The organism is Bacillus sp. FSL K6-0073 (assembly GCF_038006085.1).
Taxonomy (GTDB): Bacteria; Bacillota; Bacilli; order Bacillales; family Bacillaceae_G; genus Bacillus_A; species Bacillus_A cereus.
In genome coordinates, this window is sequence record NZ_JBBOUN010000001.1 from 510,764 (window position 1) to 530,000 (window position 19,237).

Sequence of the window (19,237 nt, forward strand, 5' to 3'; positions counted from 1 at the left end):
ATGAATATGCCAAAACGCTACAGTGAAATGACACCGCATGAGCTAAGAGAAGAAATTGGCGCTTTGAAGGAGCAAGCAGTAAAAGCGGAGCAGCTTGGGATTGTCAATGAATTTGATGTATTAATGAGAAAAATGGCAATGGCTCGTGCTTATATGACGGATATAAACAAATTCCGTATTGGTGAAACATATGAATTAGTAGAAGAACCTGGTGTATTATTTAAAATTACGTATTTCAATGGGGTATTTGCTTGGGGATATAAGCAAAATGATAATGAAGAGATTGGCATACCAATTTCCTTATTGCAAGAAAAATAAAAACCAGAGAGCATATATCTCTCTGGTTTTCATCTTTGGTAGGCGTTAAAGGAGATAGGAGATTCTAAAATTGGCGTTTTTTACATTCATTTGCCAATATAATGAGAGACTGGGTTTGTTGCGTCTGTCCGTTAACTTGCGCTTTCGCATGTTTTGGACGAGTCCACGTATGGTTAAATAATTCAGAACGACTATCTAAGCGATCACGGTAGCTCATCTTTATCACCTCGTGTAGGAAGTTAATTTAATTTGTACTACTCTTCCTGCTGATTTGCAGCACGCATACGTTCTTGTGGGTGCGTGTTAATTGTGCCGTTAGGTCGTTTCGAAGCGAAGCGTGATTTCGCTTTCGGTTGACCGTCGATTTTGCTGTTGTTTTTTGACTCAGACCAAAATTCGGCTTGTTTACCCATTACGAACGCCCTCCTCATTATCGGTTGATACCTCTTTAAGAAGTATCAATTATAGAATGTGCAAAATTGAAGAAACTATCCTTTAGAAATGAAGGGATAAATAGGTAAAAGGAGATTATAATATGAATGATATTTATGAAACATTAACGAAAGAATTATTAGACAAGAATGACAAGCTTTCTTACGCACAAGCTCGTGCGTGGGTTGAGTTACTATGGGAAGATTTTCAAACAACTTATGCAAAATCAGGTCGTTATCAAGGCGATGAAATGACGGAACAAGTGGTACGATCATGGATTAATAATCATGGTGTACGCCTTCATGAAATGCGTACAAATAATCCGAAGTATAGTCATTTAATTAATCAAGAAGATCATTTGAAACATTAAAAAAAGCGACTTAAGTCGCTTTTTTTAATGTGGAAGTAATTCCAGTTTTTTTCGAAGCTTTTCTTCACTAAAGATCCATCCTGTATAGGAACTAATAATATTTAAATTGTGGTCGAGCTGAACGATTGCAACAAATGGATAATAATCTTTACTTCGATATCGTAAATCAATGAATCGTACTTCATAATAATGGTCATGATCAAAAATATCCCAGCGATATACAGGAGAGAAAGATAGAAAGGCCGAGATGTTTTCATCTTGTTTAGCTGCTCGCATAATATTATTGTCTGGGAACGGTACCCGATCGAACTTATCATATATCATGATGTTACCACGGTGCCATCTCGCAACGTAGTAATAATCAGCCGTAACGATTGCTAAATGGTAATGGTAAAATCGGTAAGAAGGAGAAATGATAATCTTTTCGACATTTTTGAAACGTTTGTGTACAACGCTTCTTATATTTCTGTGCATCATAATCCGTCCGATATAGTAAACAATCATTAATATATATGCCGCTAAAGCTGTATATCCCTTATGAGAACCGACGACCATGCAAGCAATTGCAAGTATATGGATAAAGAAAATTACGGTATCGAATGTATTAATCACGCCGAGTGCGACCCATTTTTTTGTGAAAGGCCGTAATGCTTGTGTACCATAGGCATTGAAAATATCTACAAAGACGTGAAGGAAGACAGCAATAAATGACCAAAGCAGTAGATGAAGATATGGAGCGTCTGAAAAGAAGGCGAAAGAGATGCCACTTATAAGGAATGACCAAAGAATTACCGCAGGAATAGAATGAGTAATCCCACGATGATTTCTTATATATTTAGCGTTATTACGCAATTTTAAAACTGTGTCAATGTCAGGAATGTTGGAACCAGCAATTGTAGCAAGCATAACAGCTTGGGGGCCAATATCACTTTGTGCTATGGCTGGATCTAATGTTGCTAAGCTACCTAAAGTGATACCCATAACAAGGTGAGTGGCTGTGTCCATAGAAATCCACCTCCGTTTTTTATTAATGTAACTCTTTTTATTCGATACCTCAAGTCCTTTGCCTTCTATTTCCTGTATCATCTTACTTAAATTTTTTCCTAAAATCTTTATAATAGTACTTATATGCAAAAAAATGAGGGGGATCAAGTTTGACACTTGAAATACTAAACAATTTTAATATAGAGCAGTTTCAAAATGATTTAATTGGTTGGTTTGAAGAAGAACAGCGCGACTTACCATGGAGAAAGAATAAAGATCCATACCGCGTTTGGGTTTCTGAAATTATGTTACAGCAAACAAGAGTAGAAGCTGTAAAACCATATTACGCAAATTTTATGGGGAAGTTTCCTACACTTGAAGCGTTAGCGAACGCAGATGATGAAGAAGTATTAAAAGCATGGGAAGGTTTAGGATATTATTCTAGAGCACGTAATTTACATGCGGCAGTAAAAGAGGTAAAAGAAGTATACGGCGGAGTTGTACCAAGTGATGTAAAGAAAATTGAAAAGTTAAAAGGAGTCGGACCATATACAAAAGGTGCTATTTTAAGTATCGCATATGGTATACCAGAGCCGGCAGTTGATGGAAATGTTATGCGTGTATTATCTCGTATTTTATCAGTATGGGATGATATTGCAAAACCAAAGACTCGAAAAGTTTTTGAAGAGATTGTGCGTGAAATTATTTCGATTGAAAATCCATCTTATTTTAATCAAGGTTTGATGGAATTAGGTGCACTAATTTGTATTCCGAAAAATCCAGCATGCTTACTTTGTCCTGTACGTGAACATTGCAGAGGGTATGCTGAAGGTGTTCAAAAAGAATTACCAGTAAAAAGTAAAGCGAAAGCTCCTAAAATGGTACCTATTGTTGCAGGTGTACTTCAAACTGAAGACGGTCGTTACGTTATTAATAAACGTCCAAGTACAGGTTTGTTAGCTAACATGTGGGAGTTTCCGAATGTGGAACTTGGAGAAAGTATTCGAAATCAGAAGGAACAGCTTATAGATTATATGAAAGAAAAATTTGAGCTCGAGGTTTTTATTGATGAATACGCAATGAATGTACAACATACGTTTACACATCGTACTTGGGATATATTTGTATTTTACGGAAAAGTAACAGGTAATATTGTTGATACAGATACATTAAAATTTGTATCAAAAGAGGTATTTGAGCAATTACCTTTCTCAAAATCACACCGTACTATTTATGAAAATTGTGTGGAGAAAATTACAATGCAATAAATAAAAAAGTGTTCCCAATCTAGGGAACACTTTTTTAATCGTAAGAAATTTTTGTCCCATGAGTCCAACTAGCTTCACCTTCTTGTAAGCCGCCTCTTGATTCGATTTCTACTACAATTTCTTTGTAAATACTTTGCCCTTCTACATTTAAATAAGGCAGAACCTGTTGTAGTGAGTGATGAAAATAAGCTAATTCATCTTCTTTCCATTCATTTTTTGAAATCATCGTTAGTTCAGTCATATCGCGTCCTATATACATATTTCCACCTCCATTTCTTATAGTTTGAATAAGTAACAAAAGATATATGCGGAAATTATTCAAAAGAAAATTACGGATAGCTTCTAAGTGAATTGGTTACATTATTGATTGTGGAGGTGAGAAAGATGAGTAAAAAACAACAAGGTTATAACAAGGCAACTTCTGGTGCTAGCATTCAAAGTACAAATGCTAGTTATGGTACAGAGTTTGCGACTGAAACAAATGTACAAGCAGTAAAACAAGCAAACGCACAATCAGAAGCAAAGAAAGCACAAGCTTCTGGTGCACAAAGTGCAAACGCTAGTTATGGTACAGAATTTGCAACTGAAACAGACGTGCATGCTGTGAAAAAACAAAATGCTAAGTCAGCTGCAAAACAATCACAATCTTCTAGCTCAAATCAGTAATGAAAGAAAAACACTTCTCTAATTCGGGAGAAGTGTTTTCTTTTTGCGTGGATCGTTGTAATGAAAAGAAAGCGAACGACATAACTTCTAATAAGTCAACAAATGTAGTCAAAGGAGAAGGAAGTTAACAATTAGAATTATGTAATTAGGAATAATAACTGATGAATAAGTCCAAAAGGGGGTAAGTAATGAACGATTTTGATAAGTTGGTAGGGGAGCAATTAGAGACGATGGATGAGTTGTTAAAGTTACAAGCACATCTAGAGAAGTATCAACAAATCGAAATGAATGAAAAAGATACGTGCGATAAAAAAGAACTGCATTTTATCCGCCAGGAAATATATAGAACAGAAGTAGCTTTGAAGATGTTACATGAGAAATTTGAAGAACAAACGAATAGTGTAATTCAATCTTTTGCAACTGAAAAAATGATTTCAAATTTAGGATAAGATATATTGTTATCTTCAGGTGAAAAGTCCTTCTTTGTATGGAAATAGAGAAGGGCTTTTTCTATTACATGTCCTCGCTTATAAATAATGCAGTACAATCCTTATCTCTTAAGAAGAGTTGGGGCATAGTATTCAACGATAAACCTCCTGCATATTCAGTTTGAAAAATAGAGTCTTATCCCTTTAGTTTTAAAATTTCGACAAAAAAGTTATAATAGAAAAAAAGTGAATGCCGTTCAAAGGGCATTTGCAGTTGAAAGAAGGGAGCATATATGGGATTTCCCAAAGAAGGAGAAAAAGTACAAATACATAGTTATAAACATAATGGCTCCATTCATAGAATGTGGGAAGAAACAACAATTTTAAAAGGGACACAGAGTCTTGTAATCGGAGCGAATGATCGTACAGTAGTTACAGAATCGGATGGCCGAACATGGATTACTCGTGAACCAGCAATTTGTTATTTTCATGCCAACTATTGGTTTAATGTGATTGGGATGCTTAGGGAAGATGGCGTATATTATTATTGTAATTTAAGCTCACCTTTTGCGTATGATCCTGAAGCATTAAAGTATATTGATTATGATTTAGATATTAAAGTATATCCAGACATGACATATACGCTTCTAGATGAAGATGAGTATGAAAAACATAGTCAAATTATGCAGTATCCACCTGTTATTGATACAATTTTAAAACGAAATGTAGCACATTTAACACAGTGGATTCATCAAAGAAAAGGTCCATTTGCACCAGATTTCGTAGATATGTGGTATGAACGATATTTAATGTACAGAAATTAAAACAAACCTGCAGGGGGCTTCCCGGCAGGTTTGTCCTATTAGAGGGGGGATTATGTGCAAGGCATAAAAAGATATTTACAATTTGTTAAACCATATCGATGGCTTATTGCTATTACAATTATTATTGGACTAGTTAAGTTCGGTATCCCACTTATTATGCCGTGGTTATTAAAGTATATTATCGATGATGTAATTCAAGGCGCGGGCTCACTTCAAGATAAAACATCTCAATTAATAACAGCGATTGGAATTGCTTTTTTTATTTTTGCGGTATTAAGACCACCGATTGAATATTATCGTCAATATTTCGCCCAACGTATCGCAAATACAATACTGTATGATTTGCGGAAGCATATTTTCGGTCACTTACAAAAGTTAAGTTTACGTTATTACTCCAATACAAAAACAGGGGAGATTATTTCGCGTGTCATCCATGATGTAGAACAAACGAAGGATTTTGTAATTACTGGTTTGATGAACGTCTGGTTAGATACTGCAACAATTGCTATTGCTATCATTGTTATGTTTTCTATGAATATAAAATTAACATTTGTTGCGTTATTGATTTTACCTATTTATGTAATTGCAGTGAAATATTTTTTCGGACGTCTTCGGAAATTGACGAAAGAGCGTTCACAAGCATTAGCGACGATGCAAGGGTATTTGCATGAACGTATTCAAGGAATGCAAGTGACACGTAGCTTTGCGTTAGAAGAGTATGAGGGGAAGCAGTTTGAAAAAAGAAATAATGAATTTTTAACGAAAGCATTAACCCATACAAGTTGGACGGCAAGAACATTTTCGGCAGTAAATACGTTAACCGATTTAGGTCCGTTACTTGTGATTGGTTTTGCAGCATATGAAGTAATTCAAGGGCAGTTAACGCTAGGAACGATGGTAGCTTTTGTTGGATATATGGATAGTTTATATAGTCCGCTTCGCCGCCTTGTTAATTCATCTACAACATTAACACAATCTTTTGCATCGATGGACCGTGTGTTTGAACTGTTAGATGAAAAATACGATATTGTTAATGTACCAAATGCGGTACAAACGAAAAAATTAAATGGAGAAATTGTATTTGACAATGTTTCTTTTCGTTATAATGCAGATGAAAAAGAGATATTACACAACTTGTCATTAACTATGCAGCCTGGAGAGAAAGTAGCGCTTGTAGGAGCGAGTGGGGGAGGGAAGTCATCTCTTGCTAGTTTGATCCCGCGTTTCTATGATGTTTCTGAAGGCGCGGTTTATGTAGATGGCATAGATGTAAGAAAGTACAATATGAGAAATTTGCGTAGTCATATTGGAATTGTACTGCAGGATAATTTATTGTTTAGCGATACAATTGGAGCTAATATTTTATATGGAAATCCGAAAGCTACAGAGAAAGAAGTGATTGCAGCTGCCAAAGCTGCGCAAATTCATGATTTTATTATAGACTTACCAGATGGTTATAATACTGTCGTTGGAGAACGTGGTGTGAAGCTATCAGGCGGGCAAAGACAACGCGTGGCAATTGCACGAGTGTTTCTAAAGAATCCGTCGGTACTTATATTAGATGAAGCAACTTCAGCATTAGATTTAGAAAATGAAAGGTATATTCAAGAGGCGCTTCAGACGTTAGCTGCTGACCGGACAACGATTATAATCGCACATCGATTAGCGACGATTACGCATGTTGATACGATTATTTACATTGAAGACGGTGAGATTAAAGAGACTGGTTCTCATGAAGAGTTAATGCGAAAAAGAGGATTTTATTACAATTTATATCAACTTCAACATATAACAGAAACAGCTCCTTTAGCATAAAAGGAGCTGTTTTTTTATTCGTCTTCTTTTTTATCATCGATTTGGAGTTCTTTTTCTGGTTTATGATATGTGTAGAAGCTATCTACAAGCAAATCTAAATGCTCTACTTCTTCACTATAGTTAATGATGGAAGAAATAAGAGGAAAGAGATGTAACCATGTTTTATATGCTTCTTCATCGTCTTTATTTTGATATTCCATAAAGATATCAATTAATTCTTGTTTACCTGTTTCAACTTCATCAAGCATTTCAACTGATTGTTGTTTTTTTGCTTTACCAATAAATTTTAATAAAACTTGTTCATGATAATGCGTTAATGAGTCAAGTTCGTTTTGGATAGATTCCTGAAATTCTTCTGGCATATAGCGCAGTTCATTTTCAGTACGGTGTAATGATTTTAACGTACTTAAAGCACGGCTTGTTGTCGCTAACATTTGTCTGAATAAAACGAGCTTACGAATTTTTGCGAACTTTACTTTTTTCGTATAGCTTCTTTCTTCTTTATACAGCAAATAGTAATGATTTAGTTTGATCATTTTTTCTTTCATACGATCAATATCAGTTTTTAGCGTTGTAAAATCAGAAGCCTGCCTGCTATTCATTCGAATCCATTTTACAATTTCTTCTGTATTATCAACGATACGATGATAAAGTTTTGTTTCATATTTTGGCGGCATAAATACTAAATTTACAAGTGAAGCCGCAATAATACCAATCATAATCGTCGCAAATCGAAGTAAGGCAAAACTAAAGAAATCTTCGCCTTGATACTCCATAATGGCGATAACTGTTACTAAAGCAATTGATATTGTGTTTTCTAATCGTAATTGTAATGTAAGAGCAATTACTAATATACATGTTAATCCAATAATAAAAGGATTATGTCCAAAAGCAGTAGCAAATGCGATAGCAAATATCGCACCAATTACATTTGCTTGAATTTGTTCAAGTGCTGTTAAATAAGAACGGTATACAGACGGTTGAACAGCAAAGATAGCTGAAATTCCCGCAAATACTGGACTCGGTAATTGAAGTAAAATACAAGCAAATAAAGCTAACGTGATGGCAATACCCGTTTTTAAAATGCGAGCACCAAGTTTCATACCCTTAATAAGATCCTTTCTCTTGTCATAATGAATGTACAACATGATACTATACATTCATTACAATATGTTAGCAAGTGATATTTTAGTGACGTTAAAAGAAATTAGTCTTCATTTTATCCCGCTAATTGTGAGTAGTAAGATTACTGCCTCAAAAATCAGAAGCTAGATGCCGGTAAACGCTCGATTGGTGTAGGCTAATTAAAGTTTCACTTTATAATTTTTCCTAATTCCTTTTAAACATCAGTTTTTAGTAAAAAAACCTGCTGAATTTCAGCAGGTCTCAAATTGTTATTATAGATTACTATGAGAAGCGTACTTCGTCAATTTTTTCTTAATAATGAAAATTACTCATTTTACTCTGTTGAGATAGATGGGTCTGCCTGTTCTTTTTTCGGGATAATCTCAAAAAACTGGTTCTGTATATCATCTAATAATGCTGTTAATAAAGCAACTTCCTCATATTGCTCATGTTCGTTTAGTACACGAATATAGTCTAGCAATAATTCAGTTACATCTTTCAAACCATTTTTACTAATTGGTTGTAATGTAACATTTGCCCCTTTTGCAATTCTTCTTTTTAAGGCCTGTTCTGTTAGGCCTAAGTTTGAATCATGACGCAAATAAACAACACCGCCAGTCATGCCAGCGCAAATCCATGGACCAGGGTCACCTAAAACAAGCGCTCGCCCATTTGTCATATATTCAAAAGCAAAACCTTTAATATTGGAGTATGCCCCTATATTTCCTTGCTCTTTTTCACGGAGTGGTTTTGTTATTCTACCTCCAATTATCATGTCTGCCCCAGAAAGGCGAATGCCAGCGCGAGCATCAGCGTTCCCTTGCACGTATAGTGCCCCTTTTTGTGCACCATATCCAAATCCTTTTCCGACAGAACCGTTATAATATACTCCGTCTTTTCCTTTTGATTTCGTTATATAAATCCCACCACCAAAGGAAGTTTTACCAATGCCATCTTGTGCGCCGCCATTTACGTGTATAAATAAATTTTCACTATTGTAAGCGCCTAACCCATTTCCGGGAATAGAACCATTCGTATACTTTAATGTAAGTGGTTCAAGTTGAGTAGCTTCATATAGTTTACTGCGAACGCGATAACATGATTCTAGACCACCCATAACTCGTTGCTCTACACCAACGCCTACTAATTCTTTTGAGTCAGCGGAATGAACTGTCTTAAATTGTTTTTCTGGTACACCATCTGTTGTTGTAAGAGATGGATGTTCTATTATTTGTAATAAATTACGTAAGTTTAATAAATTTTCGCCTCGAACTTGCTCTAATAAATCAGAACGCCCAACAATTGCTTGTAAATTTGTACACCCAAGCTGTCCTGTTAATCGTTTTAGTTCTATACCGAAAGAGGTGAATAAATTTAGCAGGCCAGTAACTGCGCTTTCTAATTCGCGTGGGACGAAGCGGCGTAACCCATGTTCCTTTGCTTGAGCTTCAGACTCGATTTGTGTCGCAATTCCGACATGGCAAGTATCTAGATGACACCCACGGCAAGTAGTGCAGCCGATTGCAATCATTGATAGTGTGCCAAATCCAATACGGTTTGCTCCGAGAAGCATGATTTTCAAGGCATCATTTACACTTCGAATACCACCATCTGCCCAAATCTCTACTTTATGTCTCATGCTCGCTTCTAATAAAGCGTTGTGAGCGGCTTTAACACCAATTTCTACAGGAAGACCTACATGTTGCAAGGCGTGAATACGTGCAGCACCTGTTCCGCCATCGAATCCGCTAATGTTAATAAAATCAGCACCAGCTTTGGCGATACCGACAGCAATTGTTCCGATATTAGGAACGACAGGGACTTTCACGGCTACTTTGGCAAGTTGATTAGCTGTTTTAATTTCCGTAATCATTTGAGCTAAATCTTCAATTGAATAAATATCATGGTTATTAGAAGGTGAAATTAAATCTGAGCCAATTGTCGCATTACGTGCTTCAGCGATTTTGGCTGTTACTTTTGAACCAGGTAAATGCCCACCTTCCCCAGGCTTTGCGCCTTGACCGATTTTGATTTCAATTAAGTTCGATGAGTTTAGTAGTTCGGCATTTACTCCAAATCGCCCAGATGCCACTTGTTGTCCACGTGTATGTGGATATTTTCCAATCATATCTTTAATTTCGCCGCCTTCACCGTTCAAGCTAATCATATTTAGCTGATCGGCCGCTTCTGCATATGCGCGAAAGGCAATTTCGTTTTGAGAACCAAATGACATAGAACTAATAATAAATGGAAAATCATGGTTTTTAATGCCGATAGATACTTCTTCAGTTGGAACGACATGTTTTGTTTGTTTCATTTGAACAAGGTGTCTGATTGCGATGGGATTATTCTCTTCTAGTTCACTTAACTTGTCACGGTAATCATCATAAGAATTTCCTTTTGCAACATCGCCGATTGCTTTCCAAATTCGCGGGAATATATGAAATGATTTTCGCATTCTAATTTTAGGATTGTTATAATCATCCGCTCGCATTTTTGCATCTTCAGCAAGTGATTCAAGTGAAAAAGCTAAATCATTTGAACCGAAGAAATTTGTAATCTGTAATATATTTGCGATTTCTTCATGTAACCCAATAGATGAATAGAGACGTCCGTAACCACGTAACTCATGAATTCCAATTGTTGAAATGACTTTTTCTAATCCTTTATTAAGTGCATTATACAGATTCGTAATTGGTGTTTTTGTTCCGTCATTTACAGTCGCGAATAATAAATATGGATTAATACCATCTGCTCCTAATCCATATAGCGTGACAATGTCATGTAAGGAGCGAAGGGCACCAGAACGTATAACGAGAGAACAATTGCGGCGTAATTTATTTTCACTTAATGCTTGATGTACTTTAGCAGTAACTAAATGTGGATCAATCCACAATCGCTCATTTAGATGGGCTTTTGCGTCATCTAATACTAGTAGGGAAGCACCATTGTTAACAGCAGCTATCGCTTCAGAACTAATGCGGCTTAATGCACATTGTAGAGTTTCTGACGAGCTGAATGTAGCAGAGATTGTGGCGATAGAGTTATGAGTTTTAAATAGCTCTATGAGTTGTTCGTACGTAATTGTGTGTAATTCCTCTGCAATAGGTTGTGCCACGCTTCCTTCTAAAATAATTGGTGAAAGCATTTCAACTACAAATGGCCGTTTTGCGCCGCTTAATAAACTTGGACGCTCTCCAAGTACAGTACGTGTAGAGAAGTGTTCAATTTCACGGTCACGGTCAATTGCAGGGTTTGTAACAACAGCTACACTTTCTTTAATAAAGTCAGCGATATTTCGTCTATCAGTATCAAGTGCGGCAAGTGGTGAGTCATGCCCAAGTGAGCGTATTGGCTCAACGCCTTTTGTTGCCATCTGTTCAAGAAGTTGAATATGTTCTCGGTCCCATCCGAAAGCGACGTATTGTTTCGTTTCAACTTGAACAGAATCACATAGCCCTTGGATTTTTTTCGTTTCAGGGATAGATAAATTTAAATGGTAATTGGTAGTATCAATTCGCTTTTTAAAACGGTTATATACTTGGATTTGATATTTGTCATATTCATAAAGAACAAGTTCATCTTGTTCATTCCATTTTAATCCGACTTTTTCTCCAGGAGCGAGTGGTTTTGGTTCTGCTACATATTTAGTTGGTGATACAACTCCAGGTTCAGAAGAGAAAATATAAGAGCTCTCTGTCTCTACTTTCCATACTGGGCGTAATCCAAGGGAATCAACGCTGAAAACAGCTTCATCTTTAAAACGGGAAATGATGCCAGCTGGTCCTTGGGCAAAATGTCCCCATGCTTCACGTATATACGTATATAAATCTTGTAAAGGTGTTTCATAAAGTTTAATTTCATTAATAATTGGTGGGAATAGAATTTCCATTGCTTCAAATAAGCTGTAGTTGTATTGAACAAGTAGGGTTTCTAAGGTGCGGTTTAAATCTTGAGAGTCACTGCCTCCTGCAGTAAGTGGTACATCAATCATTTCGGCTTGATCGCGTAATTTCGCAATTGTGTTAATTTCACCATTATGTCCGAGAATGCTAAATGGTTGTACACGAAAAAAATTAGATAATGTATTAGTAGAGTAGCGGTTATGTCCTAATGTCATAGTTGAAGCGATAAGCGGATGTTGTAAATCATTATAGTAGGCAACAAGCGTATCACCAGCACCTAGAACTTTATATACAACATGATCACGACTTAATGAAGCAACATGAATTGCTTCGTTTTCCTCTATTTTTATTGTGACAGAAAATAATGTTTGCTCAATATTTGTAATTTCGTTTTCTGCGATAAGGGCAACTTGCCAAAATAAAGGTTCTTCTTGTTTACCAAGTGGACCGAGCGCATCTGAGTTTGTTACATCATCACTTTCGAAAATGATAGTAAAGTTTTTGTTGTTTAACTTTGTACGAATATAATCTTTTAAGGCAGTAATGTCTTCTTTTTTATTTAGAAAAAAATGTCCAACGATAAAGTGGGGATGATCCACAATCGTTGGATTATATCCGCTACTTTTTAGTTTTTCATTCCAAAGCGTTTTTGGTACATCAATGTGAATGCCGATGCCATCGCCCTCGCCATTAATGAAACCAGCTCTATGATTCATTTTGACGAGTGATTGTATGCAAAGGTCAATGTTTTCTTTTGTAGCAATTTTTCGTTTCTCCATAACGGAAACGATTCCACACGCATCATGTTCTGCATTTCTATAATCTCGAAATAAAGACGGTGTCCATGTATTTTTTTTATTGAGCATCCGTCAATCCCCCCTCTTGTAAAAGTTAGAATAATCTTACTATTTAAGGTGCGAATCACCTTGTACACAGAGATAGTAATGCTGTAAAAGAATATAAAACAGATAATTATGAATAATTATACTATTAATACGGAATTTATGAAATAGAAAAAAGGAAAAAAGAAAGGTGAGCTTTCTTTTTTCCTTTTAATGACGGGATTATTTATTGTCTGCTAGGGCAGCAAATGCTCTGCCGACAGCTTCGATTGTATATTCAATATCTTCTTTTGTATGTTCTGTAGTTAAGAACCATGCCTCGTATTTAGAAGGTGCTAAGTTAACTCCTTCTTGAAGCATAAGCTTGAAGAATTTACCGAACATTTCACCGTCTGTATCTTGTGCGGCATCGTAATCTTCAATTGTGTTTGTTGTGAAGTATACAGTTAAAGCCCCTTTTAGACGGTTTAATGTAATGTCGATATTATGTTTCGCTGCTTGCTCTAAAATTCCTTTTTCAAGCATTGCACCAAGTTCATCTAATTTCTCATAAAGCCCTGCTTGTTGAAGTACTTCTAGACAAGCGATACCTGATGCCATAGAAGCAGGGTTTCCTGCCATTGTACCAGCTTGGTATGCAGGTCCAAGCGGAGCAACTTGTTCCATAATTTCTTTCTTACCACCGTAAGCACCGATTGGTAAGCCGCCGCCAATAACTTTACCAAGCGCTGTTAAGTCAGGTGTCACACCAAGTAAGTCTTGAGCACCACCGTACATAAAGCGGAAAGCAGTAATAACTTCATCATAAATTACTAGTGCGCCAGCTTCGTGAACAAGTTCATTCACTTTTTCAAGGAATCCTGGTTTAGGCTCTACAATACCGAAGTTTCCAACGATTGGTTCTACAAGGATAGCTGCTACTTCATGACCCCATTTATCTAAAGCCTCTTTTAAAGTTTCTACATTATTAAATGGAACGGTAATAACTTCTTGTGCAATACTTTGTGGTACGCCAGCTGAGTCAGGAGTTCCTAAAGTAGAAGGACCAGATCCAGCTGCCACAAGTACTAAATCAGAATGACCGTGGTAACAACCAGCGAATTTCATGATTTTTGTGCGACCTGTATAAGCACGAGCAACACGAATCGTTGTCATCACTGCTTCTGTACCAGAGTTTACGAAACGGACTTTATCTAATGCAGGCATTGCTTCTTTTAACATTTTTGCGAATTTTACCTCTAGCGCTGTTGGTGTTCCATAAAGTACCCCATTTTCAGCAGCTGTTGTAATTGCTTTTGTTATATGCGGATGAGCATGTCCAGTAATAATAGGACCGTATGCTGCTAAATAATCGATATATTTATTTCCGTCTACATCCCAGAAATAAGCGCCTTTCCCACGTTCCATAGCAACAGGAGCGCCGCCGCCAACTGCTTTAAAAGAACGAGAAGGACTATTAACACCGCCAACGATATGCTCTAAAGCTTCTTTATGTAATGCTTCTGACTTTGTGAATTTCACTACAATTCATCTCCTTACAAAAATCTATGTATTATTCTAACATGTTTTTCGAAAAGACGTATTGTTTGTGATAGCGCAGGCAGTTGGGTAAACTATTCGTTGTGACATTTAGGAGGGGGGTCCGATTATGAAATCGGTAATTGAGGTACAAGGGTTACGTAAAGAGTTTACAGCCTATTCAAGTCGTCCGGGCTTAAAGGGTGCATTTCGCGATTTATTAAATCGTAATTATAAAATAGTACCAGCAGTAAATGATGTATCTTTTACTGTAAAGCAAGGTGAAATGGTTGGTTATATCGGTGAGAACGGTGCTGGTAAATCAACAACAATTAAAATGCTTACGGGGATTTTAACTCCGACATCAGGGCAAATCACAGTAAATGGAATGAACCCGCATAAACAAAGAGAAGAATTTGTAAGAACAATTGGTGTTGTTTTTGGACAGCGTTCGCAACTTTGGTGGGATATTGCAGTACAAGAATCGTTTCGTTTATTAAAGAAAGTGTACGGTGTATCAGACGCTCAGTATAAGGAGCATATGGAGCACGTAATTGAAACGTTAGATATAGGGCCTTTATTAGATAAACCAGTTCGAAAATTATCTCTTGGTCAAAGGATGCGTTGTGAATTAGCGGCAGCCTTAATTCATAATCCACCGTTATTATTTTTAGATGAGCCAACAATTGGGTTAGATGTACTTGTGAAATTGAAAATACGTGAATTTTTAAAAGAAATGAATGAACGTTATAAAACAACAATTTTATTAACAACACACGATATTACTGATATTGAAGCTTTATGTGAGCGCGTTATCATGCTGGATGAAGGGAATATTATGTATGACGGTTCTTTAAGTAATCTTCGTACGCAGTGGGGAGCAGAGAAGGAAATTCACTTTCAGTTTGTTGCACCAGTTTCCTATCAGGATTTATCAATGGTTATGCCAGATAATCATGTCGTTTGGTCGAAAGCGAAAGAGGAAAATGCATGGATTGCAAAAATTCCGAATGAAGAAGTTATTATTTCAATGCTTATTTCTAAAGTAGTACAAGCATTTCAAATTAAAGATTTAAAAATTAACGAAGTGTCTACAGAGGAAATTATTCGTAACATTTATGAAGAAGGTATTACGCATGGGTAAGTATATTGAAATGATTCGAATTCGCTTTTTAATGATGCTTGCGTATCGTACAAATTACTATAGCGGGATTTTAATTTATACGATTAATATCGGTGCTTACTATTTTTTATGGCAAGCAATTTATAGCGGAAAAGAGAATATTGAAAGTTTATCTATTTCGCAAATGACCACGTATATCGCAATCGCGTGGATGGCACGTGCCTTCTATTTTAATAATATAGATAGGGAAATTGCGATGGAGATTCAAGAAGGACGTGTGGCTGTAGAATTAATTCGTCCGTATAACTATTTGGGAATGAAAGTTATGCAAGGTCTTGGTGAGGGAATATTCCGTTTTGCCTTCTTTTCCATTCCAGGCATGGTTATCGTTACGTTATTATTTTCGTTACAAATTACAACGAATTTTCAAACTTGGTTATATTTCTTCTTATCTTTAATATTTAGCTTTATTATTAATACACAAATTAATTTAATGACGGGAATGCTTACGTTTTTCCTATTTAATAATAGTGGGATTATGTATGCAAAACGCGTTGTTATTGATTTATTTTCAGGTCTATTATTACCAATTAGTTTTTATCCGTTATGGGCTCAAAAAGCAATGATGTTTTTACCATTTCAGGCTATTAGTTATATTCCAAGTATGATTTTTTCTGAAGGTATACAGGGGAGTAAGTTGTATGAGGCTTTAGTATTTCAAGTGATTTGGGCGATTGTACTTATTATTCCAATTGTACTCATGTGGAGAACGGCGAGAAAACGTCTAATTGTACAAGGGGGATGATGAGATGATATATATAAACTTATTTTTACAATATGCAAGTCAATATATAAAAACGAAATTGGAGTATCGAGGCGATTTTATCGTTGGTTTACTTTCTGATTTATCGCTTCAAGCAGTTAATTTAATATTTATTCTCGTTGTATTTGGGCATACACAAGCATTGAAGGGATGGAGTCGAGAAGAGGTAATCTTTATTTATGGTTTCTTTTTAGTGCCATTTGCCATCTTTTCAGCTTTCTTTAATATATGGGATTTTAATGATCGATACATTATTAAAGGGGAGATGGATCGTGTATTAACTCGACCGATCCATAGCCTATTTCAAATTATATTAGAAAGAATGGAACTTGAATCTTTAATTGGAGCTATTACAGGGATTGTTGTAATGGGATATGCAGCTGTGGAGTTACAATTATCTTTTTACTGGTATGATTTCTTCTTATTTATATTGATGGTAGGAGGAGGAGCACTTGTATATGGAGGGATATTTGTTACGTTGGCGAGCCTTGGTTTTTGGTCGGATGCGAAAAGTTCAATTATGCCTCTTATGTATAACATAGGTAATTACGGGCGCTATCCTGTTAATATTTATAATCGTGTAATTCGTTTCATTTTAACGTTTGTTTTACCGTTTGCATTTGTTGGAGTATATCCAGCGGCATACTTTTTAAGAAAAACAGAATGGAATAGTTATGCATTTGCGACGCCAATTGTTGGTGTTATCTGTTTTACGATTGCAATCACCCTCTGGAACCAAGGGGTAAAAAGGTATCGTGGCGCGGGTAATTAATTATAGAAGCTTGTTCGTTTCTAAGGGATAAATCAGTTCTCCACCTCATACATATAAAATGAGGTGGAGGACATGTTATGGGGATTTATTCTATTAATTGCAGCAATCGCTATTTTGAAAAGTGTCCAATTATTATGGAGTTCCTATTCGGATTCAACGCGTTTTTTTTCGCTCTATAATTTGGCCACATTATTTTTAATCTATACAACAGTACTAATCGCATTTGGATTAAGTTACGTTGTATTAGAGGAAATGGGTTTCGCAGTTTTGAAAGAGGACGGAGAAAGTTTGAACGCTCATTCTTTTCAACTCGTCGAAGTTTGTTTATATTTTAGCGCAGTTACTTTATTGTCTGTTGGATATGGTGACATATCTCCGATTGGAATTGGGCGATGGATTGCAATCGCAGAAGCGCTAATTGGATATACACTCCCTTTTGCTTTTGTGATGAGGTCTGTAATAGACAATGAAAAATAAGGAAGCATTTGTTATAGTAAAGGAAAAGAGTAGGAGTGATAACTATGATTACAGTAGGAGAAATGGCACCAGAATTCACATTAGAGGGAAGTAACGGAGAAGAAGTTCGCCTAGCTGATTTCCGCGGTAAAAATGTAGTTCTCTATTTTTATCCGAAAGATATGACGCCAGGATGTACAACTGAAGCATGTGATTTTCGTGATGCGTATGGAGTATTTCAAGAGAAGGATACGGTTATTCTTGGAGTAAGTCCTGATTCAGCGAATAGACATTTGAAATTCATTGAGAAACATGAATTGCCATTTACACTTTTAGTAGATGAAGATCATAAAGTAGCAGAGTTATACGATGTTTGGAAGTTAAAAAAGAACTTTGGGAAAGAGTATATGGGAATCGAGCGTTCTACATTCCTTATTAATAAAGACGGTGAACTTGTAAAAGAGTGGCGTAAAGTGAAAGTGAAAGGACATATTGAGGATGTTCTTTCTTATATAAAATAAATCTACATTGGAGATAAAATATGCAGAAACAAGGCAAGTGTCTATACATATTTTACTCCCTTACATAAAGTGGAAGTGTAGGGCATACCTCCTCAGATGATAGTATTCCAAGTGCGATTATGTCGCACTTTTTTCTATGGAATATATGAAGAAAAAAGGAAAGATACATAAAAACAAGTCCTGAATATAAAAATAAACTACATACTTATAGTAGAAATATTGACGATTTATAAGAAAAGGAGTACACTCTTTATAAGAATTATAAAATAATAATCCGTATAGAATCGGGGTGCATGACGGTGGTCAAAGAAGAATTAAAAGAAGCGCTAGAAATGCTGAAAAATACGGGTGTACGCATTACTCCACAGCGTCATGCTATTTTAGAGTACCTTGTGGAATCAATGACGCACCCAACAGCGGATGATATTTATAAAGCATTAGAAGGTAAGTTTCCAAATATGAGTGTTGCAACTGTCTATAATAACTTACGTGTGTTTAAAGAGGTTGGACTTGTAAAGGAATTAACTTATGGAGACGCTTCAAGTAGATTTGATTATGTTACAAGTCAACATTATCATGTGATTTGCGAAAAATGTGGTAAGATTGTTGATTTTCCTTATGGAGGCTTGGAAAAGCTGGAAGAGGAAGCTGCGAAAACGACAGGCTTCGTTATCAATAGTCATCGCTTAGAAATTTATGGCGTTTGTCCAGAGTGTCATAAGGCGTAATATATAATAAAGAAAGAGGCTGACGGCTATACGTCAGCCTCTTTCTTTATTATATAAGGATTAGAGTGAGGCTAATCGGGATTTACAGTGCTAAGTTAGTAAGAAGGGTTAGATAAAAGTTTGTCGAATTTACTTTGTATTGGTGGAAATGAATTCTGGGAGGGGACATTTTGAAGAAATATGAGATTAAAAATAACATTCCAACATTGGAAGAATATAAATATTTATGTGATTCTGTGGGATGGACTAACTATATGAACTTTGAGGTGGCGGAAATATCACTTCAAAATTCGATTTACTGTATAACAGTCAAGGATAA

At 36.0% G+C, this 19,237-nt stretch carries 21 protein-coding genes (1 of these 21 only partly in view); 14 read left to right on the forward strand and 7 right to left on the reverse strand.

Annotated elements, in window-relative coordinates:
* Positions 1 to 318 (forward strand): YfhH family protein, encoded by a 318-nt coding sequence (locus tag MHB52_RS02625; protein ID WP_001057024.1) that lies wholly within the window; start codon positions 1 to 3, stop codon positions 316 to 318.
* A 64-nt stretch (positions 319 to 382) separates the two neighbouring features.
* On the opposite strand, the gene MHB52_RS02630 is transcribed toward MHB52_RS02625, so the two are convergent.
* Both MHB52_RS02630 and MHB52_RS02635 read right to left on the reverse strand, forming a co-directional pair.
* Complete coding sequence (locus MHB52_RS02630) at positions 383 to 535, reverse strand: YpzG family protein (protein ID WP_000122093.1); 153 nt, start codon at positions 533 to 535, stop codon at positions 383 to 385.
* A 37-nt stretch (positions 536 to 572) separates the two neighbouring features.
* Positions 573 to 731 carry a small, acid-soluble spore protein K gene (locus MHB52_RS02635; RefSeq protein WP_000517891.1) on the reverse strand — a complete coding sequence of 53 codons (159 nt, stop codon included), beginning with the start codon at positions 729 to 731 and terminating at the stop codon, positions 573 to 575.
* Between the two features lie 122 nt (positions 732 to 853).
* Between MHB52_RS02635 and MHB52_RS02640 the strand changes: the two genes are divergently transcribed.
* Positions 854 to 1,120, forward strand: coding sequence for a YfhJ family protein (locus tag MHB52_RS02640; protein WP_000998166.1), 267 nt, complete (start codon positions 854 to 856; stop codon positions 1,118 to 1,120).
* A gap of 24 nt (positions 1,121 to 1,144) precedes the next feature.
* Here MHB52_RS02640 and MHB52_RS02645 read toward each other — a convergent pair whose 3' ends face one another.
* The gene (locus MHB52_RS02645; RefSeq protein ID WP_061663412.1) at positions 1,145 to 2,125 is read right to left on the reverse strand and encodes a metal-dependent hydrolase; all 981 of its coding nucleotides are present in this window, start codon (positions 2,123 to 2,125) and stop codon (positions 1,145 to 1,147) included.
* Positions 2,126 to 2,274: 149 nt separating this feature from the next.
* Here MHB52_RS02645 and mutY point away from each other — a divergent pair, with 149 nt between their 5' ends.
* Complete coding sequence (mutY, locus tag MHB52_RS02650) at positions 2,275 to 3,372, forward strand: A/G-specific adenine glycosylase (RefSeq protein WP_000171390.1); 1,098 nt, start codon at positions 2,275 to 2,277, stop codon at positions 3,370 to 3,372.
* A 34-nt stretch (positions 3,373 to 3,406) separates the two neighbouring features.
* Here mutY and MHB52_RS02655 read toward each other — a convergent pair whose 3' ends face one another.
* A complete protein-coding gene (locus tag MHB52_RS02655; RefSeq protein WP_000275436.1) occupies positions 3,407 to 3,631 on the reverse strand; it encodes a hypothetical protein in 225 nt (74 codons plus the stop codon).
* Between the two features lie 125 nt (positions 3,632 to 3,756).
* On the opposite strand from MHB52_RS02655, the gene MHB52_RS02660 reads away from it, so the two are divergent.
* From MHB52_RS02660 to MHB52_RS02675, 4 genes are all read left to right on the forward strand, one after another.
* Positions 3,757 to 4,038, forward strand: coding sequence for a gamma-type small acid-soluble spore protein (locus tag MHB52_RS02660; RefSeq protein WP_000039035.1), 282 nt, complete (start codon positions 3,757 to 3,759; stop codon positions 4,036 to 4,038).
* 188 nt (positions 4,039 to 4,226) lie between these two features.
* On the forward strand, positions 4,227 to 4,487 hold the full coding sequence (locus MHB52_RS02665; RefSeq protein WP_000997575.1) for a YgaB family protein: 261 nt from the start codon (positions 4,227 to 4,229) through the stop codon (positions 4,485 to 4,487).
* Positions 4,488 to 4,759: 272 nt separating this feature from the next.
* Positions 4,760 to 5,290, forward strand: coding sequence for a nucleoside tri-diphosphate phosphatase (gene ntdP / locus MHB52_RS02670; protein ID WP_000506624.1), 531 nt, complete (start codon positions 4,760 to 4,762; stop codon positions 5,288 to 5,290).
* A gap of 54 nt (positions 5,291 to 5,344) precedes the next feature.
* Entirely contained in the window at positions 5,345 to 7,105 is a 1,761-nt protein-coding gene (locus MHB52_RS02675) for an ABC transporter ATP-binding protein (protein WP_001161595.1), read from the forward strand.
* A gap of 14 nt (positions 7,106 to 7,119) precedes the next feature.
* Here MHB52_RS02675 and MHB52_RS02680 read toward each other — a convergent pair whose 3' ends face one another.
* From MHB52_RS02680 to hemL, 3 genes are all read right to left on the reverse strand, one after another.
* A complete protein-coding gene (locus MHB52_RS02680) occupies positions 7,120 to 8,208 on the reverse strand; it encodes an aromatic acid exporter family protein (protein WP_000765787.1) in 1,089 nt (362 codons plus the stop codon).
* Positions 8,209 to 8,564: 356 nt separating this feature from the next.
* A complete protein-coding gene (locus MHB52_RS02685) occupies positions 8,565 to 13,001 on the reverse strand; it encodes a glutamate synthase-related protein (RefSeq protein WP_061663414.1) in 4,437 nt (1,478 codons plus the stop codon).
* A 198-nt stretch (positions 13,002 to 13,199) separates the two neighbouring features.
* The gene (gene hemL, locus MHB52_RS02690) at positions 13,200 to 14,498 is read right to left on the reverse strand and encodes a glutamate-1-semialdehyde-2,1-aminomutase (RefSeq protein ID WP_000673236.1); all 1,299 of its coding nucleotides are present in this window, start codon (positions 14,496 to 14,498) and stop codon (positions 13,200 to 13,202) included.
* A gap of 127 nt (positions 14,499 to 14,625) precedes the next feature.
* Between hemL and MHB52_RS02695 the strand changes: the two genes are divergently transcribed.
* The 7 genes from MHB52_RS02695 to MHB52_RS02725 form a co-directional block, all read left to right on the forward strand.
* Entirely contained in the window at positions 14,626 to 15,639 is a 1,014-nt protein-coding gene (locus tag MHB52_RS02695; RefSeq protein ID WP_016117129.1) for an ABC transporter ATP-binding protein, read from the forward strand.
* Positions 15,632 to 16,423: an ABC transporter permease gene (locus MHB52_RS02700; RefSeq protein WP_000521519.1), complete on the forward strand. Its 792-nt coding sequence runs from the start codon at positions 15,632 to 15,634 to the stop codon at positions 16,421 to 16,423. Before MHB52_RS02695 ends, MHB52_RS02700 begins: the two co-directional genes overlap by 8 nt.
* Positions 16,424 to 16,427: 4 nt before the next feature.
* Positions 16,428 to 17,213, forward strand: coding sequence for an ABC transporter permease (locus MHB52_RS02705; RefSeq protein ID WP_000639388.1), 786 nt, complete (start codon positions 16,428 to 16,430; stop codon positions 17,211 to 17,213).
* A gap of 72 nt (positions 17,214 to 17,285) precedes the next feature.
* Entirely contained in the window at positions 17,286 to 17,690 is a 405-nt protein-coding gene (locus MHB52_RS02710; protein ID WP_000964343.1) for a potassium channel family protein, read from the forward strand.
* 44 nt (positions 17,691 to 17,734) lie between these two features.
* The gene (gene bcp / locus MHB52_RS02715) at positions 17,735 to 18,190 is read left to right on the forward strand and encodes a thioredoxin-dependent thiol peroxidase (protein ID WP_000633710.1); all 456 of its coding nucleotides are present in this window, start codon (positions 17,735 to 17,737) and stop codon (positions 18,188 to 18,190) included.
* Positions 18,191 to 18,489: 299 nt separating this feature from the next.
* Positions 18,490 to 18,918 (forward strand): peroxide-responsive transcriptional repressor PerR, encoded by a 429-nt coding sequence (gene perR, locus MHB52_RS02720; protein WP_000237829.1) that lies wholly within the window; start codon positions 18,490 to 18,492, stop codon positions 18,916 to 18,918.
* A 170-nt stretch (positions 18,919 to 19,088) separates the two neighbouring features.
* Positions 19,089 to 19,237, forward strand: partial view of a GNAT family N-acetyltransferase gene (locus MHB52_RS02725; protein WP_000759738.1) — the 5' portion only. Its footprint extends 271 nt past the window's final position; only the first 149 of its 420 coding nucleotides appear in the window; the start codon lies at positions 19,089 to 19,091; the stop codon falls past the right edge of the window.